The organism is Caloranaerobacter ferrireducens (assembly GCF_001730685.1).
GTDB classification, from domain to species: Bacteria; Bacillota; Clostridia; order Tissierellales; family Thermohalobacteraceae; genus Caloranaerobacter; species Caloranaerobacter ferrireducens.
On record NZ_MDJR01000005.1, the window covers coordinates 37,117 to 59,602 of the forward strand.

Consider the following 22,486-nt stretch of genomic DNA (forward strand, 5'->3'; position numbering starts at 1 on the left):
ACCCCTTAATATAATCTTTTATTTAAAATATATTTAGGAAATCATATAAAATGCTATAATAGTAGTAAGAAAGTAGTAGGAGAGTGACAAATGAGGAAAGTAGATTTAAAAGAAAACGAGAGAATAGATGATTTGCAGTGTGAAGGATTAAAAATTATACAAAATACTAAAGGCTTTTGTTTTGGTATGGATGCTGTATTATTAGCAAATTTTTGTGATATAAAAGATAATTCAGAGATAGTAGATTTAGGTACAGGAACAGGTATAATTCCATTATTGTTATGGGCTAAAAACAAAGTAAAAAAGATATATGGAGTAGAAATTCAAAAAGATGTTGCAGAAATGGCTAAAAGGTCAGTTTTTATGAATGAGCTTGAAAAGTTTATAGAGATAGTAAATATTGACTTAAAAGAAGCTCCTGATATTCTTGGTATTAATAAATATGATGTAGTAACTAGTAATCCACCTTATATGGTTTCAGGTAGTGGGGCTATTAATCCTGAAGATAAAAAGGCTATTTCAAGACATGAAATAATGTGTACACTTGAGGATGTTATAAGGGTATCGAGTAGGCTATTAAGGCACAATGGGAGATTTTTCTTAGTTCATAGACCACATAGAATCGTTGATATATTATGTTTATTAAGAAAATATAAACTTGAACCTAAAAGCTTAAGGTTTGTCCATCCTAAAGCTGGAGAAAGACCTAATTTAATTTTAATAAAGAGTATAAAAGCGTCTAAACCTGAATTAAAATTTTTAAAACCACTTTATGTATACAATGAAGATGGAAGTTATACCGATGAAATTTATGAAATTTATGGAATGGAGAGGGGGAAGGAGATTGAGTAAAGGTGTATTATATATATGTCCTACCCCGATTGGAAATCTAGAGGATATTACAATTAGAGTTCTTAATATATTGAAAAGTGTAGATTTAATAGCAGCGGAAGATACTAGACATACTTTAAAACTATTAAACCATTATGATATAAAAAAGCCACTAACAAGTTATCATGAGCATAATATAAAACAAAAAGGGAAATTTTTAATAGATAAGCTTTTAGAAGGAGAAAATATAGCTTTAGTTTCTGATGCTGGAATGCCAGGTATATCAGATCCTGGAGAGGATTTGATAAAACTTGCGATTGAAAATGATATAAATGTAATTGGTTTACCAGGTCCTAGTGCTTCCTTATTAGCTTTAGTAGTTTCAGGTCTTTCTACAAGGAGATTTGTTTTTGAGGGCTTCTTATCTTCTAATAAAAAGGAAAGAAGGGAAAGGCTTAATAAAATTAAAGGAGAAGATAGAACTATTATTTTTTATGAATCTCCTCATAGACTTATAAGTTCCTTAAAGGATATGAAAGAAATATTAGGAGATAGGAAAATAGCAGTTGCAAGAGAACTTACAAAGAAGTATGAAGAAATTTTTAGAGGTACTATAAATGAGGCAATCGATAAATTTCAGAAAGATGGTATAAAAGGTGAATTTGTGTTGGTAATAGAAGGAGCACAAATGGGGGATGATGAATTTGATGATAATTGGTGGGCTGATATAACAGTAAAAGAACATATATTGTTTTATATAAATAAGGGCTTTAATAAGAAGGATGCAATTAAAATAGTAGCAAAAGAAAGAAATATGCCTAAGAGAGATATTTATAAAGAAAGTTTATCTATAAAGTCTTAAATAAGAATAGGGGTGTGGGAAGATGAAGATTACTAAAGATATGATTATTTTTGATATTATTAAAAAAAATGAAAAAGTTCTTGAAGTATTAAAAAAGTATGGTTTGTACTGTAATTCATGCAATGCAGTTTACAATGAGTCTATTGAAGTAGCTTCAAGAGTTCATCATGTAGATTTAGATAAATTACTAGAAGATTTAAATAGTATAGATGAGAGTAACAAAATCTTCGATTTAAACAAATCAAGGTAGATTTTGTTGAAATCCATAAATGAAAATTATATTCAAAATTATCTACAGTTTAATAAGGAATATAATTTCCTATGGATTATAAAGAATAAAAGCAGCTTGATAGCTGCTTTTATGTATTATTGATTCTTTAGTTCTTCAAGACAGCTTGGGCAGATGTTTTTGCCTTTGAATACTTGTACGTCTTTAGCTTGTCCACAGAAAATGCATGCTGGTGCGTATTTTTTCAAGATTATATGTTCACCATCTACATAGATTTCTAGTGAGTCTTTTTCGCCAATTTCAAAAGTAGTTCTTAACTCTTTTGGTATAACGATTCTTCCTAGCTCGTCCACTTTTCTAACGATACCAGTTGATTTCATAAAATTCCCCTCCTAATATTAGTCATAATTCGACAACTTCCTACAAAGAAATAGTACCAGATATACCAATAAAAGTCAACATAAAATTTAAAGTTTCCAAAAATTAATATATTTATTAGTATTTTAGACAAAAGAGAAATAATATTTTTGATTATTAATCAAATTAACAAAAATAACGTCGATTAATGTTAATATAAATTTGGATTAACTTAGTATTAAATTATTGTTTTATAATCCATAGAAAATTATATACTTTAATTTAATTATTTATAATTTCAAAATATAATTTTCGTTTATGGATATGGGCAAAGTCTTCCTTAATTTAAATTTATTTAAATCGAAGATTTTATTCTATTAGTGATTTAATATTTCAAATGGTATATAATTATAATAAAGAATACTAATGATATTGCTTTTGAGGGGTTGATTTAATTGGATTTAATCCTTCCTAAATTGAGGGAAATAGGAAATAAAAAAAATGTCAAAATTTATCTTGTAGGCGGTTATATAAGGGATTATTTACTTGATAAGCCTAATGAGGATATTGATTTTGTTGTTGAAGGAAATGCAGAAGACGTAGCTAAAGATTTTGCTGAATCTATAAATGGAAAGTTTATTACTTTAGGTGGTAGACATAAATTTTATAGAATTGTTGACAATAAAAGGAACATTACAGTAGATTTAAGCCAATTGAAAGGTAACGACATAAAAGAAGATTTATTAAACAGAGATTTTACCATAAATAGCTTAGCAATTGATATAGATAAAATAGAAAAAGGAAAAATCTCTAAGGAAAATATTATAGATGTAGCAAATGGACTTGATGATTTAAATAAAGGTATTATTAGACATGTTAATGAAAAGGCTTTTGAGGAAGATCCTATTAGGATGTTAAGAGCAGTTAGATTTATGTCACAGCTTGAATTTGAACTAGATGATACTGCAAAAAGGCTTATAAAGAAAAATAAAGATAAGATTAGAAATATGCCTGGTGAGAGGATAACACATGAGTTATTTAAGTTATTAAAGTATAGAAGGACTTATTACTATTTTAATTATATGGATAGAACGTTGAATATTTTAGAAGAGATTTTCCCAGAAATAGAACCGATGAGAGAAATAGGAAAATGTAAGTATCATGTAGTTGATTCTTTAACTCATTCAATTTATACACTTAAAGTAGCAGAAGATATTATTTATGCAAATGGTTATTTTGAAGACCATGTAAGAAAGGCATATGAGGAGCATAGTAAAAAAATAGTTGCATCAGGACATACAAGATTAGACTTAATAAAATTAGGGGCATTTTTCCATGATATAGGGAAACCATCGGCCAAGAAAGTAGATGAAACAGGAAGGATAAGATTTAAAGGACATGAAATAACAGGAGCAGAAATAGTTAAGAAAATTGCAGAAAGACTTAAACTAAGCATAAAAGAAAGGGACTTGCTCTATAAAATGGTTGCGAAACATATGCTTCCGTTAGTTTTATATAAAAATAATGATGTAAGTGGAAAGGCTTTATATGGAATGTTTTCAGAATTAAAGGAAGATACTTTAGATATTTTACTTATATCATTAGCAGATATTATAGCAACAAGAAAATTATTATTCCCAGAAGAGGAAATGGGTAAATTCAAAGTTCATATAGAATATATGGCTAATAATTATCTAACAAGATACAAAGAAATAGAAAAAATATCCAATATTATAACGGGAAAAGAGATTATGCAAAAATTTGATTTAGGTAAAGATGTATTAGTTGGTGATTTGCTAGAAGAAGTAAGGAAAGCAATATATTATGGCAAGATAAGTGCTAATAAAGAGGCTGCATTAAGATATATTGAGCAAATATTATAACTGGCTATTCGTCGTTTGTTTTTCGATAGACGATAGTTAATAGACAAATAACTGAATAAAGTCCTCCGTTTAGGTATAGATATATAGAACTCGTTTTATACGGGTTCTATTTTGTTTTTTGAAATATCTTATTTTTCTAAGGCATATAATTTGATAGGAAAGAGGGAGGGATAATATTGATAAACTATATATGGTTTTTCTTGATTTTTATTGGAATAATTGTTTCGATTATTAACGGAAATATAGATTCAATAAATGCAGTTGTTATAGAAGATACGCAAGAGGCTGTGAAATTTGCGATAAGCTTAACTGGGATTATGGCAGTATGGCTTGGACTTATGAATATTGCAAACAAGTCTGGGCTGATAAATATATTTAGCAAAATATTAAAACCTATTACTAAGCTTTTATTTCCTGAACTTCCACAAAATCACCCAGCAATAAGTGCAATAATCATGAATATGGTAACTAATATGTTTGGAGCAGGTAATTCTGCTACAGCTTTAGGAATTAAGGCTATGGAAGAGATGAATAAGCTTAATGTAGACAAAAAAAAGGCTACTAATGCAATGTGTATGTTTTTAGTAATAAATATGTCTTCAATACAGTTAGTTCCACTTACAGTACTTAAAATTAGAGCAGATGCAGGCTCGCTAAATCCTACAGAAATTATTGGCACCTCTTTGATAGCTACTACAATTTCTACGTTGGTAGGAATAATAAGCGTCAAAATATTTCAGTTAAGAGGTTGATAGTATGGTTTATATATTAAATTTAATTTCTATATCTATAATACCAATCATTATATCTATTATTTTAATCCATGGATATCTAAAAGGGATAGATTTATACGATGCTTTTGTTGACGGTGCTAAAGAAGGATTTAAAACATCTATTAGAATAATGCCGTATCTAATAGCAATTTTTGTAGCCATAGGGATATTTAAACGTTCGGGTGCTATGGATATTATGGTAAGCTTTTTTGGTCCTTTAGCTAAATTTTTATCGATACCGAAAGAAGTAATACCTTTAATTATAATGAGACCTATTTCAGGCAGTGGTTCACTAGCTGTAGTAAAAGATATAATAACTACATATGGTCCTGATTCTTTTGTTGGTAGAGTAGCGTCAACAATGATGGGTTCTGCTGAAACTATTTTTTATACTATGGCTGTTTATTTTGGTGCTGTAGGTATCAAAGATGGTAGATATACTTTGAAAGCAGCATTATTATCTCATTTAGCTGCTGTAATTGCTTCAGTTATAGTTTGTAGACTGATGTTTTTTTAGTAGGTTATTAAAGTTAGAAAAATTTCTTGACAAATAGCTGTATTTTTTTGTATAGTTTTTGATAAATAAACATAATATAATATCAAAAACTATGAAGGGAAGAGTAGGTTTAACATTCTAACTATAGAGAGTCAGGGTTGGTGGAAACTGACGTTAGAGGTTAAGCTGAAGATGGCCCCTGAGTTGAATAGCTGAAATAGTAGTAGGCTATTACGGGTTTGTATCCGTTAAAGTTACAAGGTTATTATTGTAACCTACTAAGGCATAAGTCGTAAGGCTTATGTAAATTAGGGTGGTAACGCGAGTTAATCCTTCGCCCCTATATGTCAGGGGCGGAGGATTTTTTTATAGGTGCTGGGTACTTGGTACTAGGTTGAAAATGGAAAATGTAAAATTAGAATTTGTAGTGGAGAATTAATTTCTCGCTACAGATGACAATATAATTATATTTAGCATTTAAAATTTAGAATTTAAAATTTAACATTTAGGAGGGGATATATTATGAATAAGACTTTCTATATTACAACACCAATCTATTATCCAAGTAATAATCTTCATATAGGGCATACGTATACCACTGTTGCTGCGGATGTATTAGCTAGATTTAAAAGACTTACAGGTTATGAAGTTAAGTTTCTTACTGGTACAGATGAACACGGACAAAAGATTGACAAAATAGCTAAGGAAAAGGGGATAACTCCTAAGGAATATGTGGATAAAATCGTAGAAGACATTAAGAAGCTGTGGAAAACTTTAGAGATTACAAATGATATTTTTATTAGAACTACAGATAAGCAGCATGAAGAAGTAGTTCAGAAGATATTCACAAAGCTATATGAAAAAGGAGACATATATAAGAGCTATTATGAAGGACTTTATTGTACTCCTTGTGAGTCTTTTTGGACAGAGAGTCAACTTGTCGATGGGAAATGTCCAGACTGTGGAAGAGAAGTTGAACTGACAAAAGAAGAAGCTTACTTTTTCAAACTATCAAAATATCAGGATAGATTAATTAAGCTTTTAGAGGAAAATCAAGAGTTTTTACAGCCTGAATCTAGAAAAAATGAAATGATAAATAATTTCTTAAAGCCAGGGCTTGAAGATTTATGTGTATCAAGGACTTCATTTGATTGGGGCGTTAAAGTTCCATTTGATGAAAAACATGTAATATACGTTTGGTTCGATGCAGTATGCAATTATATTACAGCTTTAGGCTATTTAACAGACAATGATGAAGATTTCAAGAAATTCTGGCCTGCTGATGTGCATTTAGTGGGTAAAGAAATTGTTAGATTCCACACTATTGTTTGGCCTGCTATTTTAATGGCTCTAGATATAGATGTTCCTAAAAAAGTTTTTGGTCATGGCTGGATATTATTTGAAGATGAGAAAATGTCAAAATCTAAAGGAAATGTAGTTTATCCAGAACCTTTAATTGAGCTTTACGGAATAGATGCATTAAAATATTTCTTATTAAGAGAGTTTTCATTTGGCCAAGATGGTTCTTTCTCTAAGGAAAAGTTTTTACAAAGAATTAATTCTGATTTAGCTAATGACCTTGGTAATTTAGTTAGCAGAACAATAGCTATGATAGAGAAATACAATGGTGGAATTATACCAAAGCCAGTAGAAGAAGGAGAATATGATGAGAATCTAAAAGAAATGGCAACATCAGTATCTTATAAGGTTGAAGAATCAATGGATAAATTAAACTTTAGTAATGCTTTAGAAGAAATTTGGAAACTAATAGGAAGAACAAACAAATATATAGATGAAACAATGCCTTGGATTCTAGCTAAAGAAGAAGATAAAAAAGACAGACTTGATACAGTACTTTATAACTTAGCAGAATCGCTTAGAATTATATCCGTGTTAATAAGACCTTTTATGGAAAAAACATCAAATGCTATTTGGAGGCAGTTAGGCTTAGATAATGGACAGGGAACATCATGGGAGGATATAAATAAATGGGGCAGGCTACCTTCAGGACTAAAAGTTAGAAGAGAAAACCCAATGTTCCCAAGATTAGATATTAAAAAGGAATTAGAAAGACTAAATATAGCAAATGAAGAATTTTTAAATAAAAGACAAGGCGTAAGCTTAGATAATGAAACAGATGAAGATAAATTTATTACAATAGATGATTTTGATAAAATTGATTTAAGAGTGGCAAAAGTTATTGAGGCCAAAAAACATCCTAATGCTGATAAACTTCTAGTTTTACAACTTGAAGTTGGGGATGAAAAGAGACAGGTTGTTTCAGGAATAGCTAAATACTATAATCCAGAAGATTTAGTAGGAAAAAATGTTATACTTGTAGCTAATTTAAAGCCAATTAAATTAAGAGGTGTGGAATCACATGGTATGGTTCTTGCTGCAAGTAAAGGTAAGAAATTAACTTTAGCGACTGTATTAGATGAAATAAAGAGTGGGGCAAGAGTACAATAGTTTTACAGTTTACAGGGAACAGGGTACAGAAATGTAAATTTGAAAATGGAAAATGTAAAATTAATTATTGGCTATTCGCCATTCGCTCTTCGCTTTTCGAATAGCGAATGACGAACAACGAATGACGAACAACGAATGACGAACAGAATTAACGACTGTTGACTAAAGACTAATGACTATTTCCTGTTCCCTGGCAACTGGTAACTATCAATTAATAATTAAGGAGAGAGATACATGCTAATAGATAGTCATGCACATTTAGATGATAGAAGATTTGATAAAGACAGAGATAAAATCATTAAAAATTTAAAAAACAATGATATATGGGTAGTTATAAATCCTGGTGCTGATTTAGCATCATCTATAAAGGCTGTTGCTTTGGCTGAGGAATATGAAAATATTTATGCGGCAGTTGGCATACATCCTCATGATGCTAAGACTATGGATGATGATACAATAGAGGTTTTGAAGTCATTATTAAAAAAAGATAAAGTTATAGCTGTAGGGGAAATAGGGTTAGACTATCATTATGATTTTTCACCAAGAGATATACAAAGAAAATGGTTTAGAGAGCAGATTAAATTAGCAAAGGAATTTAATTTACCAATTATAGTACATGATAGAGAGGCACATAAAGATGTATACAATATATTGAAAGAAGAACAAGATGGTACGTTAAGAGGGGTATTACATTGTTTTTCTGGTAGCGTAGAAATGGCAAAAGAATATATAAAAATGGGATTTTATATATCTTTTGCAGGACCAGTTACTTTCAAAAATGCAAAAACTCCTAAGGAAGTAGTAAAGGCTATAGACATTAACAGAATACTGATAGAAACAGATTCACCATATCTTACACCACATCCACATAGAGGTAAGAGAAATGAACCTTTATATGTAAGATATGTTGCTGCAATGATTGCAGAACTAAAAGGTCTAACTGTTGAAGAAGTTGCGCGTATTACTACTGAAAATACAAAAAGATTGTTTAATATAGATTAAGAAAACGGCTTTTGGCCGTTTTTTTGTTTGGAGAATATCAAAGACTATTAGAAGTAACGTCATATTACTCTTTTCATATAATGTTACTAAGCAATATTAATTGCATAAGGAGTTGATTGAATGAGAAGAGATTGTGATAGAGATTATCCAAAGGATAAAGACAAATGCCCAATGATGCCAATGTACCCAATGTATCCAATGTACCCTATGTATCCGATGATGCCATATGGTGAGAACCCAATGATGCCAATGTATCCGATGTACCCAATGTATCCAATGATGCCAATGATGGATGAAGAAATGGATATGGAAGATATGGAAAAAATGTATCCAATGATGCCAATGTACCCAATGTACCCTATGTACCCAATGTATCCGATGTATCCAATGATGCCAATGTACCCTATGCATCATATGATGCCTGGTATGTAGAAAATATTTAAGCTTAGGGCTAAATACTATTTTATAATCCATAGGAAATTATATTTCTTATTAAATTGTAGATAATTTAAAATATAATTTCCGTAATGGATGTGGGCAAAATCTTCCTTAATTTATTTGAATCGAAGATTTTGTTCTTAGTATTTAGCCCTAGTTTTATGTTCAGATAGTTAATAGTTGTTAGCCATTGGTTAATGGTAGTCTATTGATTACTAACTGTCGAACAGCGACATCGAATGACGAAAGACTAAGAATATAAGTGTGTATTTGGGAAATAATAACGTTTTGAGGAACAATAATTAGCAAAAAAATAGTAACATTTGGTCCTAAAGGTGTAAATATCTAATAAATTTGACAAAAAATAATATTTACAATACAATACATTAAAACTCTAGTTTTTTGGAGGGCTTAAAATGAGTATAAATTTCATCAACAAGAAAATATTGCTATTATTTATTATATTATTCATTCCGTTGTTAGTTATTTTAGGAGTTTATAAAAGTAGCGTAAAAGAAGTTAGTATTATTATAGATGGGAAGGAAATGTATTATAAAACTACAGAAAAAACAGTTGAAGAGTTATTTAATAAGCTCAATATAAATTTAAATGAAGAAGATTATGTAAGTGTAGAACTTGATGAAAAAATTAAGAATGGCATGGTAATAGAGATTAATAAAGCTGCTTTTTTGGAAGTTTTTCTAGGGAATAGAGCTATAGAAGTCAAAACGCCAAAAAAGACTGTTAAAGAAGTATTAGATGAATTGAGTATTGCATATGATGAAGATGATTATGTTATACCTGGATTAAACAGTGATATTGTAGCTGATATGAAGATAAGAGTTGTGCAAATAGACAAAGAGACTGATTTGAAAGTAGAAGCAATACCATATGAAAAAATAACGAGATATAATGATAATCTTGAAAAAGGTAAAGTTAAGAAAATACAGTCTGGTAAAAATGGTATTAAGGAAATAGAAATTAGCGAAATTTATAAAAATAATAAATTAATTTCTAAATATATATCTGATGAGAGAATAGTACAAAAGCCTATTCCGCAGATATTGGAAATCGGTACTAAAGATTATTTTGTTTCATCAAGGGGAAATGTTAAATTTGAAAAAAGTATAATTATGAGTGCTACAGCTTACGATTTATCCTATGAAAGTACAGGTAAAAGACCCGGTGATAATGGTTATGGAATTACAGCTATGGGTACTAAAGTTAGATATGGAGTAGTAGCGGTAGACCCAAAAGTAATTCCTTTAGGCACAAAATTATATGTTCAATCTTTAGATGGTACTAAAGACTATGGTTTTGCTGTAGCTGAGGATACAGGAGGAGCAATAAAAGGTAATAAAATTGATCTTTTCTTTGAAAGTAGAAGTGAAGCTTTAGCTTTTGGAAGAAGAAAGGTAAAAGTTTATATTTTAAGTGATTAAATATGGATATGTCACCAGATTTTCTGGTGTTTTCTTTTTATATACCCTGTCCTCTGTTCTCTGTCCTTTATTTTCTGCCCCTTAATAAATTTGACATCTTTAAGTTTATAAAAGATAATTTAAATAGTTAAATTAACAAGGAGGCTAAAAAATGATAAAAGAAGTAATTGTAGTAGAGGGAAAAGATGATATAGCAGCCGTAAAAAGAGCAGTAGATGCAGAAGTTATAGCAACTGGTGGATTTGGATTATCGCCAGAAACTATGAGAAGAATTAAGACGGCCGCTAAAAAAAGGGGCGTTATAATATTTACAGATCCTGATTATGCAGGAGAGAAGATACGAAAAATAATTTCCAAGGAAATTAAGAATTGCAAACATGCTTTTTTGCCTAAAGAAAAGGCTGTTAAAGGAGATAATATAGGAATTGAAAATGCTTCTAAAGAAGATATTATAATAGCATTAAAAAATGCAAGAGTTGAATCAATTGATGAAAGAAATGAATTTACTAAAGAAGATATGATAAAATATGGTTTGGTCGGGAACCCTAATTCCAGCAAGCGAAGAGAAGAGTTAGGAAAAATATTAGGTATTGGATATTGCAATTCTAAACAATTTTTAAAAAGATTAAATAATTATGGAATAACTAGAGAAGAATTTCTAGAATCAATTAGGAGGATTGAAAAATAAATGAGTGAAAGGAAACTATATTCCCCTAAAGTAATTAAAGAAATAATAAATGAATATGGATTTGCTTTTTCAAAGAGTTTAGGTCAGAATTTTTTAATAGATAAAAATATCATTGATAAAATATGTGATGGAGCAGAAATAAAAGAAAGTGATCAGATAATAGAAATAGGTCCAGGCATAGGAACTTTAACACAGGAATTATGTAAGAGGGCGAGGAAAGTTGTAGCAATAGAAATAGATAAAAACTTATATCCTATACTTAATGATAATTTATCTAGTTATGATAATTTTTATTTAGTTGAGGGAGATGTGTTAAAAATAGACCTTAATGCATTAATATCTGATTATTTTGATAATGATGGAGAAATAAAGGTAGTAGCTAATTTGCCATACTACATAACAACACCGATTATTATGAAATTATTGGAAGAAAAAATAAAAGTAAATAAGATAGTGGTAATGGTTCAAAAAGAAGTAGCGCTAAGAATGAAGGCTAAACCTGGCTCTAAGGATTACGGTGCACTTTCTATTGCAGTACAATATTATTCTAAACCTCAGATAATAGTTAATGTTCCTAAAAATGTATTTATGCCGCGTCCTAATGTTGATTCGGCTGTGATTATGTTAAATATATATGAAAAACCGATTGTTAAAGTAGAAAATGAGAAGCTTTTATTTAAAATTATTAAAGCTGCATTCGGCAAGAGGAGAAAAACTTTAGTTAATGCATTAAGTTCAAGTCAGCTAGGTATAGCTAAGGAAGATATAATATCCATACTAAATGAGTGTAATATTGATGTAAAGGCTAGAGCAGAAGACTTAAGTTTAGATGAGTTTGCAAAGATAACTAATTCTATTTCAAGTAAATAGTTCACTATTCCCCCTTATACACATATATTTATAATAAGATGTTGGAAAGGGGGAAATAACATTGTATGAAAAGCGGACCTATATGAGGAAATTTGTAATGTTAGAATCCAATGCTGTAGGATACCTAAAGAATAAAGATAATCTTAAAGGATATGCTAAGATAGAAGTCAGAGATGGTAGAGGAAAAATACAGTTAAATATAGAAGAAACTAAGAGTGTAGGTGCAGATGGTATATATGTTGGAGGTTTACTTTCTGTTATTAATGAACAGCCGATAAAAGTGGAGATGGGCAACATCATATTAAATGAGAATGGTAAAGGAAATTTAATGTGGAAATTCAATCCAGAATCAGTAGGAGGAACAGGTATTTCTATTGATAAATTTAATACAATATTTGTGCAATTCTATGGAAATAGTAGCGAAGAAATAGCAATTCCTTTAGTCGGTTATATCGGGAATAAGGATGACTCTATTAATAAATTAATTAAAGACATAGAAGTTAAAAAAATTAATCAGTATAAAACAGAAAATGTTGAGAATAGAACATATGAATTAAACAATATAACAAAAGAGAGTGTAGAAGATAATTCTGTAGAACATGATGAAACTCAAATTCAAGATAAGCAAGTACCTATTCAAAATAAAACTGAATATGAACAAAATGAAGATAAATATTTGGAAATAGAAAATGAAGAAGATATTTTTATAAAAAATGAAGATGTAGAAAAGACAGGTGAGCATAAAACAGAGGGAATTAAATATGGAACGAATAATTACGATGATAAGTATGGACATTCTATTAATTTGAATTATGATTATACTGAAAGCAATAGAAACTATAGCAGACATATAGCTAATTATTCTTTGAATATATTAAAATTCTTTGAGAAAGTTAATCCTTTAAGAGAAGAATTGAAAGGATATACTTGGTGGGAAATAGAATATGATAGAAAAAATATTTACAGAGGATTTCTACCTTTTTATAACTATATAATTAATACCTATTATCCATATCAGCTTAATTTTAAAACTACAACCTGTCATAATTTAATTAGAAAGTATGGTCATTATATATTTGGAATTGTAGAAGAAGATAGAGAAATTAAATATTATGTTTATGGAATCCCTGGAAGATTTACTAAAGATGAACAACCTTATAGAGGAATGACTGGATTTACTACATGGATACCAAGGAAAGGTAGAAATAGAGAGAGAATAGGTTATTGGCTACTTCATATTGATGCTATAAATGGTAGAATAGTAAGTCCTCTAAAACCAACTTATCCTAGATAAATTAAAGCCCCTTTAGTAGGGGCTGTTTTTTTAGTTGCAATATTGGCAATAATTAGATTATGATATAGTTAACGATGTGTTTTGGTTAAGGAGGATTATAATGTGTAGTAAAACGAACAGAGAAAATAAAGAAGCTGAATGTCAGATAATTTGTCCAAACGAGAATATAGTTAACAAGGTAAAAAAAGAATTATTAAATGATAAAATAATCATTGAATTATCTGCTATATTTAAAGCATTGAGTGATCCAACTAGACTTAAAATAATAAATGCACTTTCAAATAGTGAATTATGTGTATGTGACATTGCAGCTATATTAAACATGAGTCAGTCTGCTATATCACATCAATTAAGAATATTAAGGAATTTAAGGTTGGTGAAATATAGGAAAGAGGGAAAATCAGCAATTTATTCACTTGATGATGATCATATACTTCAATTATTTAATCAGGGACTAGAGCATGTAAAGCATGGATAGAATAATATATATAATAAAATATGAAAACTTTGATTAATTTTTTGATTAAAAAGGATATCTGAAGGGTATTATAAAAAAATAATTTATAATATAGTTTAATAAAAAATAAGGAGGAATTTTTTATGGCAAATGTAATAATTTATACTAGCAATACTTGACCACATTGCGTAACTGCTAAGGAATACCTTTCGGGTAAAGGTGTAAACTATGTGGAAAAAAATGTGCAAACAGACCCAGCTGCTAGAAGAGAACTTATTAGAATGGGATTTATGGGTGTTCCAGTTATAATTGTAGATGGTGAAACTATAGTTGGATTTGATAAAAATAGATTAGATCAGTTATTATAGAAACTCTGGGTTTTATACCCGGAGTTTTAGTCTATAGACAAAATAAAACTATAATAATTGAAAAAAGAACAAAATCTTCGATTTAAATAAACTTAGGAAGATTTTGCCTATATCCATAAACGGAAATTATATTTAAAATTATCTATAATTTAATGAGGTATAAAATTTCCTATGGATTATAAAAGCGAATAAATACAAAGCTTTAGCCAAGAAAACTTGATGAATAATTTTAGAAAAATCCGTAGGCTTAGCATGGACGCTAAGCCGGCATCCTACAAGACAGGACATCTTGATTAAGTGTGTTAGGATTTTTCGAAATTATGAGTCTTAGTTTTTTCTAAAGATTTGTCTATGAGCGTTATTTTTTTAATTCATTAAGAAATATAACTTTGTTAACAAACTCGAATTCTAGGTTTTATACCTAGAGTTTCTAATTTGGTAATACTTTTTATGATTTAATCATTATATTAAGAAAAATTAATATTTTTCAAAAGAAAAAACTTGATTAGACATACCCTAATGGGGTATACTTATGTTAGAAAATATAAATAGGAGGTTAATATTATGGCTGATATAACAATCTATACAAGTAACACTTGCCCACATTGTTATGCTGCAAAAGACTATTTCAATTCAAAAGGATTAAGTTACACTGAGAAAAATGTATCAGTAGACCCTCAAGCAAGAAAAGAACTTATTGAAATGGGTTATATGGGAGTTCCTGTTATAATAGTTAATGGAGAGACTATTGTAGGGTTCGATAGAAACAGATTAGAAGAAATATTATAATAAAACCCAACTAGATTTCTAGTTGGGTTTTATTTTTTACTTATTTAATTCTCTTAATAACTCTTCAAGGTTAATACCATGAACCATAGCTGCTTGTTCTAATGACTCCATTTGTGAAGAAGGACAGCCTAAGCATCCCATTCCGAATCTTAATAATACTTCTGCAGCTTCTGGTTTAACTCTTAATATTTCACCTATAAGCATATCTTTTGTTATAGTCATTTTAATTCCTCCTTCTTAAAATGTTCAATATAATCATAACATATTTTTTACTTTTTTGTGTGATTAAAATCACAAATTACTTTAATTTTAATAATAATTGACCAGATTTAACTTGCTGTCCTTCGGAAACTAATATACTATCAATTTCACCATTTGTAGTAGCCAGTATATTTGTTTCCATTTTCATAGCTTCTATAATAATAAGACTCTGTTTTTCTTTTATTTTATCTCCTTCTTTGACAAGTATTTTGGATATTGTACCAGGTATTGATGCTCCAATTTCTTTTTCGTTATTTGGATCTGCCATGATTGTAACATTTGCACTTTGTTTTTCTCCAATGCTTTTATCAAATATCTTAATCTCTCTTCTATTACCGTTTACTTCAAATATAACCGTTCTATATCCATCTTCATCAAGTTTACCAACTTCAACTAGCTTTACTATCATAATGTTGCCTTCTTCTAATTCTATTTCACTAATTTCCCCTTCCTTCAATCCATAGAAGAATACATGACTTTCTAGGTTATATAAATGCCCATATTCTTTTAAAGATTTTAAATAATCAGTATATACCTTCGGATAAAGAGCATAACTCAATATATTTCTAATATTCACATCTTTCATATCAAATTCTTTTTCGAGTTTTGACTTTATTTTTTCAAAATTAACTGGCTTTAGAATTTCTCCTGGTCTGCAAGTAATTGGTTTTTCTCCCTTTAAAACAATTTTTTGCAGTTCTTTTGGAAAACCCCCTTCAGGTTGACCCATCATTCCCTTGAAATATGATACAACTGAATCTGGGAATGTCAAATTTTTCCCCTTTTCAATTATATTTTCTTTTGTTAAACCATTCTGTACCATGAATATTGCTAAGTCCCCAACAACTTTAGAAGATGGAGTAACCTTAACTATATCTCCTAGTAATTCATTTACTTTTTTATACATTTCTTTAATTTCATTAAATTTATGTCCAAGACCAAAGCTTTCTACTTGAGGTCTTAAATTAGAATATTGTCCACCAGGTATTTCGTATTTATATATTTCAGCTGTACCAGATTTTAAACCTGATTCAAATGTTTCATAAACTTTCCTGACTTCGCTCCAATAATCTGATATTTTCTGAATGTCCAATAGATTAATACCCGTATCAAGTTCAGTATTTTCAAGAGCAGCTACAATAGAATTTAGTGCTGGCTGACTCGTTAATCCAGCCATAGCATTGAAGGCTGTATCTACTATATCTACACCTGCTTCAGCAGCCATTAGTAAAGTGGCTACACCATTTCCGCTTGTATCATGTGTATGAAGATGTATTGGAATAGAAATTTCATTTTTTAAAGCTTTAATCAGTTTTGAAGCAGCATATGGTTTTAAAAGTCCTGCCATATCTTTAATACCAAGTATATGAGCTCCCATTTTTTCGATTTCTTTAGCTTTATTAACGTAGTACTTTAATGAATATTTGTCTCTTTTAGTGTTTAATATATCTCCTGTATAACATATACAAACTTCTGCTATTTTTCCTACTTTTAATACTTCATCTAAAGCTACTTCCATACCTTTTAACCAGTTTAGACAGTCGAATATTCTAAAAATATCTATTCCTTGGTTAGCAGCTTCTTTAATGAAAGCTCTGATAACATTGTCAGGATAATTAGTATAACCAACTGCATTTGACCCTCTGATTAGCATTTGGAATAATATATTTGGAATTCTTTTTCTAAGGTCCTGTAATCTTCTCCATGGTGATTCTCTTAAAAATCTATATGCAACGTCAAAGGTAGCTCCTCCCCACATTTCTAATGAAAATAAATCTTTAGCTAATACAGCAGTAGCTTCAGCTATTTTTATCATGTCTTTAGTTCTGACTCTTGTTGCAATTAAAGATTGATGAGCATCTCTAAATGTGGTGTCAGTAAGCAGTAGTTTTTTTTGATTTTTTATCCAATCAATAACTCCTTCTACACCTTTTTCATCGAGCAGTTGTTTAGTGCCTTTAAGCCCTTTTGGGGTTAAACCTTTAGGTACAGGGGGGATGTTATAGTCCTTTTTGGTTCCTCTAACTTCGTTAACTACTTTTTCTCCAATGAACTTTAAGATTTTGGTTTCATAATCTTTTTTAGGGCTTATATCGAAAAGTTCAGGTGTATTATCTATAAAGTGTGTGTCACATTCTCCCTTTAAAAATTTTTCATGATTCAAAACATTTATTAAAAAGGCATCGTTAGTTTTAACCCCTTTTATGTTCATTTCCTTTATTGATCTTATTGCTTTTCTTGCAGCATCTTCAAAGGTTCTAGACCAAGATACGATTTTTACTAATAGACTATCATAATATGGCGATATTATTGACCCAGTATAACCATTACCTCCATCAAGTCTAATACCAAATCCGGAACTTGTTCTATAAACATCAAGTCTGCCTGTATCAGGCGCAAAGTTATTAGACGGATCTTCAGTAGTTATTCTGCACTGTATAGAATATCCTCGAGGCTTTATCGATTCTTGAGAATATATACCTATTTTATCTGAATTTAACGGATATCCTTGAGCAATAAGTATCTGACTTTGCACAATATCTATACCTGTTGTCATTTCTGTAACAGTATGTTCAACTTGTATTCTAGGATTCATTTCAATAAAGTAATGGTTACCACATTCGTCAACTAAAAATTCAACAGTTCCAGCACTTACATAGTTTACAGCTTTAGCTATTTTTAAAGCATCATTACATATTTTTTCTTTTAATTCATTGCTAATAGCTATTGCAGGAGTAAATTCTATTAATTTTTGATGTCTTCGTTGAATAGAACAATCTCTTTCATAAAGGTGAACGATATTTCCATGTTTGTCTCCAAGTATCTGAACTTCTATATGTTTAGGCTTTTCAAGGTATTTTTCTATAAATATATCATCTATACCAAAAGCTTTTTTAGCTTCATTTTTAGCACTATTAAATGCTAAAGCCAAATCATTATCATTATAAACTACTCTCATTCCTCTACCGCCGCCACCAGCAGCTGCTTTTAAAATAATTGGATAGCCAAATTCTTTGGCAAAAGAAATAGCTTCATCTATACATGTAATTGGTTTATCTATTCCAGGTATGGTTGGAACATTTACACTTTTTGCAATAATCTTCGATTTTATTTTATCTCCTAATCTTTCTATAGTTTCACTTGTAGGTCCTATAAATTCGATACTTGCTTCTTTGCATTTTCTTGCAAAATCAGGATTTTCAGATAAAAAGCCATATCCTGGATGAATAGCATCAACACCTTTTTTAATAGCTAAATCAATAATTTCATCCATACTCAAATAAACTTCAATAGGTTTCTTTTTTTCTCCAATCAAATAAGATTCATCGGCTTTTGTCCTGAAAAGTGAATACTTATCTTCTTTAGAATAAATAGCTACTGTACGAATTCCAAGTTCTTTGCAAGCTCTAAAAATTCTTATAGCAATTTCTCCTCTATTGGCAACTAAAACTTTGTTAAATTTTCTAATCAAATTACTTTTCCTCCTTTAAATAATGTTAGATAAATATAATTTACGTAATTTGACCAAATATCTTGCATAAAAAATAAAAATAAAAGTGAAAATATAACTAAGGAGGTGGTTTAATGCCAGATAGAGAGAGAACAAATAATCAAGATATTAGTATAACTAGTATTATACTTAGAGTAATATTGACATCAATAGTAGTTTGGGTAGCAGCTTTCTTAACACCTGGATTTAGTATTAGTAATTTGTGGAGTTTAATTTTATCAGCAATAGTAATAACTGCATTAAATTATATTATAGAGCAATTTGCAGGAATTGATGCATCACCTTTTGGAAGAGGATTGACAGGATTTATAGTAGCGGGAGTAATTTTGTATGCTACTAAATTTATAGTTCCAGGTTTTAATATTTCTGTTGTTGGAGCAGTTATTGGAGCTTTAGCAATAGGTATAATAGATATGGTGGTGCCGGGGAGAGTATTTTAAAAAGGTCGGCAAATGCCGACCTTTGTGTTTTTTGTTTATTGCTGAAAATATGGACAAGTATTTCTATTAAATCCGTTATTAAATCTATTATTTAATTTATTTCCTCTACCAAAGCCTCTTTTTCCAACAAATCCTTTTTTTCCAGCCCAAACAGGTCTATTATTTTCATCTCTTAATTTAATCTCTTTATCTTGAGCTTTTATTGAGAATGGTATTAATATAGTAGTTTCTTGATTATTTATATTAAATGTTCTGTAAAATCCTTTGATTTCAATTTCCATATTTTCTGCAAGATTTAGCTCTTTAAAACTATCCATGAAAACTATTCTGCCTAGATGAACATTTATGAGCTTATTGTCGTCAGTAGTTATATCTATATTAAAAGGTGGGGTAGTTGTGTTGATATTTGATATTTTACCTTTAATAGTAGTCAAATCATTTTCAGTTAAAGTATAGGCATATTTTCCATCAGTAATATTAGGTTTTCCAAAGCCCATACTCCATCCATATCTTACTGGTTGATTTAGATTTGATTGTTCATCTAGACTATCTGCAAAAGCTAGACCTGCTGTGGCAATTATTGATAAAGCTAAAATAGATGTTAAAAAGATTAGTTTTTTGTTTTTCATTTTGAAAAACCTCCTTTTTAATTTTTTCTGTGATTTTATTCTATCCTTTATATGTGACAATTTTGTGACAGTTTTAGTAACCTTCAATGAAATCTAAAACTTAGAACAAAATAAAAAATATTATATAGTATAATAAAATCAAGTAAATTTAATTTGGAGGTGAATGAATTGGATAGCGTTAAGATTCTTATTGTTGAAGATGAAGACAGAATGAGAAGACTGATAGGTGATTATCTAAAAAAAGAAGGGTATACTGTAATAGAATCTGAGAATGGTAAGATCGCATTAGAAAAATTTTTTAATGATAATATAGATTTAGTTATACTTGATATAATGCTGCCAGAATATGATGGTTGGACTGTTATGAGAGAGATTAGAAAAGAATCAAACGTACCTATCATAATTTTAACTGCAAGGAGTGAAGAATCAGACGAATTATTTGGATTTGAACTTGGAGCTGATGAATATGTTACAAAACCATTTAGTCCTAAAGTATTAGTAGCAAGAGTTAAAGCTTTACTTAGAAGAAGTAATACTTTTTCTAAAGAAGATATGTTGAAAATCGGCAGTTTGGAGTTAGACTTAGATGGTCATAGAGTATTTAATAATGGAGTTGAAATAAAATTGACTCCTAAGGAGTATGAATTGCTTACTTACATGGTTAAAAATAAGGGGAAAGCTTTAAGTAGAGAAGCTATATTAAATGGAATTTGGGGATATGATTACTATGGAGATTTGAGGACGGTAGATACTCATATTAAAAGACTTAGATTAAAACTTAAGGAAAATAGTCATATTATTGAAACAGTAAGAGGAGTTGGATATAGATTAGAGGTGAAAAAATGAGAAGATCATTAAAAGCTAAATTGTTTTTAAGTATTTTATTATTAACTTCAATAATTTTAAGTCTAGTGTGGTTTTTTAATGTTAAGTTTTTAGGCTCTTACTATATAGAGAGGAAAAAAGATAATTTAATATCATACAGCAATTATATTAAGAACATATATAATGGTGATATAGAAAAAATATATGACGAATTAGAAAGGATAGAAAATCTAATAGGAGGAAATATTACGATAGTGACAAGTAATGGAGTAATAGAATATCCTGTATCATATAAACCACAGTATGGGAGAATGGGAAGAGGTTCAGTTAAAGGTGGTATAGGTAAATACATTTCTATTTCAAGAGAAGATTTAAAAGAAGTATTAACAGGTAAAACTATTCTAAATATTTTTAAACATCCAAAATTTGATATAGAAATACTTTCTGTTGCTGCTCCTTTGAATAACGATAAAATATTAATAATTCAATCATCTGTAGCATCAATTAAAGAAGGAATAGACATAATTAAAGATTATTATATATACATAGCAATTATTTCACTAATAATTGGCATAATATTGACCTTCATACTTACGAAGATAATTACAGAACCTATTGTGAGGTTAAACAAGGTAGCACGAAAAATGGCAAATTTAGATTTCAGCCATAAATATAAGGTTGTAAGCAGAGATGAAATAGGGCAGTTAGGAGAAAGTTTAAATTATTTATCTGAAAAACTGTCGTTTACAATAGATGAATTGAATAGAGCAAATGAAAAGCTAAAAGAAGATATAGAAAAAGAAAGACAATTAGATAGAATGAGAAAGGAATTTATTTCAAATGTTTCTCACGAATTAAAAACTCCAATTGCTCTTATTAAAGGGTATGCAGAGGGGCTTAAGGATAATGTTATAGAGGATATAGAAAGTAAAAATTTTTATTGTGAAGTTATTATGGATGAGGCTGAAAAAATGAGCAAATTAGTTAAAGATTTGCTTGAGTTATCACAGTTAGAATCTGGTCATTATTCATTAAATAAAGAAAAATTTGATATATGTGAACTTGCAGATAAAGTTTTAAATAAATATAGCCCGATATTTAATGAAAAAAATATAAAAGTTAGCATACAAAAAGATAATGACAAAATATGCGTTAATGGAGATAAAACAAGATTAGAACAGGTTCTAGTGAATTTTATTAATAATGCTTTAAATCATATAGGTGCAGAAAGAGTTTTAGAAGTTACTATTAAACAACTAGCTAACAAAGTAATTGTAGGCATTTATAATAGTGGGAGTTTTATACCTGAAAATGAGATAGATAGAATATGGGAAAGTTTTTATAAGATTGATAAGTCAAGAGCTAGAAAATATGGTGGAACAGGCTTGGGATTATCAATAGTAAGAAATATTTTAAAGCTTCATAATAGTAATTATGGAGTAAGGAATATAAAGAATGGAGTTGAATTTTGGTTTGAATTAGAATCAATATCAATTGATAATAAAAATTGTTAATACATATTCTTCAATATCATTGAAATTTAGGGGTTACATTTGGATTGAGCATATAATA

At 29.4% G+C, this 22,486-nt stretch carries 23 protein-coding genes and 1 other annotated feature; of the genes, 19 read left to right on the forward strand and 4 right to left on the reverse strand.

What is annotated here, in order from left to right:
* Window positions 1–90: 90 nt before the first annotated feature.
* Genes BFN48_RS08425 through BFN48_RS08435 form a run of 3 tightly spaced genes read left to right on the forward strand, consistent with a single transcriptional unit; the run spans window position 91 to window position 1,943 of the window.
* The gene (locus tag BFN48_RS08425) at window positions 91–852 is read left to right on the forward strand and encodes a tRNA1(Val) (adenine(37)-N6)-methyltransferase (RefSeq protein ID WP_069650461.1); all 762 of its coding nucleotides are present in this window, start codon (window positions 91–93) and stop codon (window positions 850–852) included.
* Window positions 845–1,693 carry a 16S rRNA (cytidine(1402)-2'-O)-methyltransferase gene (gene rsmI / locus BFN48_RS08430; protein WP_242863247.1) on the forward strand — a complete coding sequence of 283 codons (849 nt, stop codon included), beginning with the start codon at window positions 845–847 and terminating at the stop codon, window positions 1,691–1,693. Before BFN48_RS08425 ends, rsmI begins: the two co-directional genes overlap by 8 nt.
* 22 nt (window positions 1,694–1,715) lie before the next feature.
* Window positions 1,716–1,943, forward strand: coding sequence for a DUF1858 domain-containing protein (locus BFN48_RS08435; RefSeq protein ID WP_069650462.1), 228 nt, complete (start codon window positions 1,716–1,718; stop codon window positions 1,941–1,943).
* 116 nt (window positions 1,944–2,059) lie between these two features.
* Here BFN48_RS08435 and BFN48_RS08440 read toward each other — a convergent pair whose 3' ends face one another.
* Window positions 2,060–2,302 carry an AbrB/MazE/SpoVT family DNA-binding domain-containing protein gene (locus BFN48_RS08440; RefSeq protein ID WP_069650463.1) on the reverse strand — a complete coding sequence of 81 codons (243 nt, stop codon included), beginning with the start codon at window positions 2,300–2,302 and terminating at the stop codon, window positions 2,060–2,062.
* Between the two features lie 432 nt (window positions 2,303–2,734).
* On the opposite strand from BFN48_RS08440, the gene BFN48_RS08445 reads away from it, so the two are divergent.
* The 13 genes from BFN48_RS08445 to BFN48_RS08505 all read left to right on the forward strand — a co-directional run bounded on the left by BFN48_RS08445 (window position 2,735) and on the right by BFN48_RS08505 (window position 15,248).
* Complete coding sequence (locus BFN48_RS08445; RefSeq protein ID WP_069650464.1) at window positions 2,735–4,162, forward strand: CCA tRNA nucleotidyltransferase; 1,428 nt, start codon at window positions 2,735–2,737, stop codon at window positions 4,160–4,162.
* A 176-nt stretch (window positions 4,163–4,338) separates the two neighbouring features.
* The gene (locus BFN48_RS08450; protein WP_083238869.1) at window positions 4,339–4,914 is read left to right on the forward strand and encodes a nucleoside recognition domain-containing protein; all 576 of its coding nucleotides are present in this window, start codon (window positions 4,339–4,341) and stop codon (window positions 4,912–4,914) included.
* 4 nt (window positions 4,915–4,918) lie between these two features.
* On the forward strand, window positions 4,919–5,452 hold the full coding sequence (locus tag BFN48_RS08455) for a spore maturation protein (protein ID WP_069650466.1): 534 nt from the start codon (window positions 4,919–4,921) through the stop codon (window positions 5,450–5,452).
* A gap of 82 nt (window positions 5,453–5,534) precedes the next feature.
* Window positions 5,535–5,776, forward strand: a binding site (T-box leader).
* Between the two features lie 177 nt (window positions 5,777–5,953).
* Complete coding sequence (gene metG, locus BFN48_RS08460) at window positions 5,954–7,900, forward strand: methionine--tRNA ligase (protein ID WP_069650467.1); 1,947 nt, start codon at window positions 5,954–5,956, stop codon at window positions 7,898–7,900.
* Between the two features lie 234 nt (window positions 7,901–8,134).
* A complete protein-coding gene (locus BFN48_RS08465) occupies window positions 8,135–8,902 on the forward strand; it encodes a TatD family hydrolase (RefSeq protein ID WP_069650468.1) in 768 nt (255 codons plus the stop codon).
* Between the two features lie 120 nt (window positions 8,903–9,022).
* Entirely contained in the window at window positions 9,023–9,334 is a 312-nt protein-coding gene (locus BFN48_RS12235) for a hypothetical protein (protein WP_069650469.1), read from the forward strand.
* Between the two features lie 422 nt (window positions 9,335–9,756).
* Window positions 9,757–10,782: a 3D domain-containing protein gene (locus tag BFN48_RS08475; protein WP_069650470.1), complete on the forward strand. Its 1,026-nt coding sequence runs from the start codon at window positions 9,757–9,759 to the stop codon at window positions 10,780–10,782.
* A 151-nt stretch (window positions 10,783–10,933) separates the two neighbouring features.
* On the forward strand, window positions 10,934–11,470 hold the full coding sequence (gene rnmV / locus BFN48_RS08480; protein ID WP_069650471.1) for a ribonuclease M5: 537 nt from the start codon (window positions 10,934–10,936) through the stop codon (window positions 11,468–11,470).
* Window positions 11,471–12,340 carry a 16S rRNA (adenine(1518)-N(6)/adenine(1519)-N(6))-dimethyltransferase RsmA gene (rsmA, locus tag BFN48_RS08485; protein WP_069650472.1) on the forward strand — a complete coding sequence of 290 codons (870 nt, stop codon included), beginning with the start codon at window positions 11,471–11,473 and terminating at the stop codon, window positions 12,338–12,340.
* Window positions 12,341–12,422: 82 nt separating this feature from the next.
* Window positions 12,423–13,634 (forward strand): DUF7922 domain-containing protein, encoded by a 1,212-nt coding sequence (locus BFN48_RS08490; protein ID WP_069650473.1) that lies wholly within the window; start codon window positions 12,423–12,425, stop codon window positions 13,632–13,634.
* A 100-nt stretch (window positions 13,635–13,734) separates the two neighbouring features.
* Window positions 13,735–14,112: an ArsR/SmtB family transcription factor gene (locus BFN48_RS08495; protein WP_069650474.1), complete on the forward strand. Its 378-nt coding sequence runs from the start codon at window positions 13,735–13,737 to the stop codon at window positions 14,110–14,112.
* A gap of 122 nt (window positions 14,113–14,234) precedes the next feature.
* Window positions 14,235–14,459, forward strand: a complete 225-nt coding sequence (locus tag BFN48_RS12800; RefSeq protein WP_083238870.1) for a glutaredoxin family protein — start codon at window positions 14,235–14,237, stop codon at window positions 14,457–14,459.
* A 564-nt stretch (window positions 14,460–15,023) separates the two neighbouring features.
* Entirely contained in the window at window positions 15,024–15,248 is a 225-nt protein-coding gene (locus BFN48_RS08505; protein ID WP_069650475.1) for a glutaredoxin family protein, read from the forward strand.
* Between the two features lie 36 nt (window positions 15,249–15,284).
* Here BFN48_RS08505 and BFN48_RS08510 read toward each other — a convergent pair whose 3' ends face one another.
* Window positions 15,285–15,470, reverse strand: coding sequence for a DUF1858 domain-containing protein (locus BFN48_RS08510; RefSeq protein WP_069650476.1), 186 nt, complete (start codon window positions 15,468–15,470; stop codon window positions 15,285–15,287).
* Window positions 15,471–15,546: 76 nt separating this feature from the next.
* The gene (locus BFN48_RS08515; RefSeq protein WP_141706156.1) at window positions 15,547–18,978 is read right to left on the reverse strand and encodes a pyruvate carboxylase; all 3,432 of its coding nucleotides are present in this window, start codon (window positions 18,976–18,978) and stop codon (window positions 15,547–15,549) included.
* A 116-nt stretch (window positions 18,979–19,094) separates the two neighbouring features.
* Between BFN48_RS08515 and BFN48_RS08520 the strand changes: the two genes are divergently transcribed.
* Window positions 19,095–19,460 (forward strand): phage holin family protein, encoded by a 366-nt coding sequence (locus BFN48_RS08520; RefSeq protein ID WP_069650478.1) that lies wholly within the window; start codon window positions 19,095–19,097, stop codon window positions 19,458–19,460.
* Between the two features lie 35 nt (window positions 19,461–19,495).
* Here BFN48_RS08520 and BFN48_RS08525 read toward each other — a convergent pair whose 3' ends face one another.
* Complete coding sequence (locus BFN48_RS08525) at window positions 19,496–20,089, reverse strand: hypothetical protein (protein ID WP_069650479.1); 594 nt, start codon at window positions 20,087–20,089, stop codon at window positions 19,496–19,498.
* A 168-nt stretch (window positions 20,090–20,257) separates the two neighbouring features.
* Here BFN48_RS08525 and BFN48_RS08530 point away from each other — a divergent pair, with 168 nt between their 5' ends.
* Window positions 20,258–20,935 (forward strand): response regulator transcription factor, encoded by a 678-nt coding sequence (locus BFN48_RS08530; protein ID WP_083238871.1) that lies wholly within the window; start codon window positions 20,258–20,260, stop codon window positions 20,933–20,935.
* Entirely contained in the window at window positions 20,932–22,428 is a 1,497-nt protein-coding gene (locus tag BFN48_RS08535) for a sensor histidine kinase (RefSeq protein WP_069650480.1), read from the forward strand. Before BFN48_RS08530 ends, BFN48_RS08535 begins: the two co-directional genes overlap by 4 nt.
* Window positions 22,429–22,486: the final 58 nt, after the last annotated feature.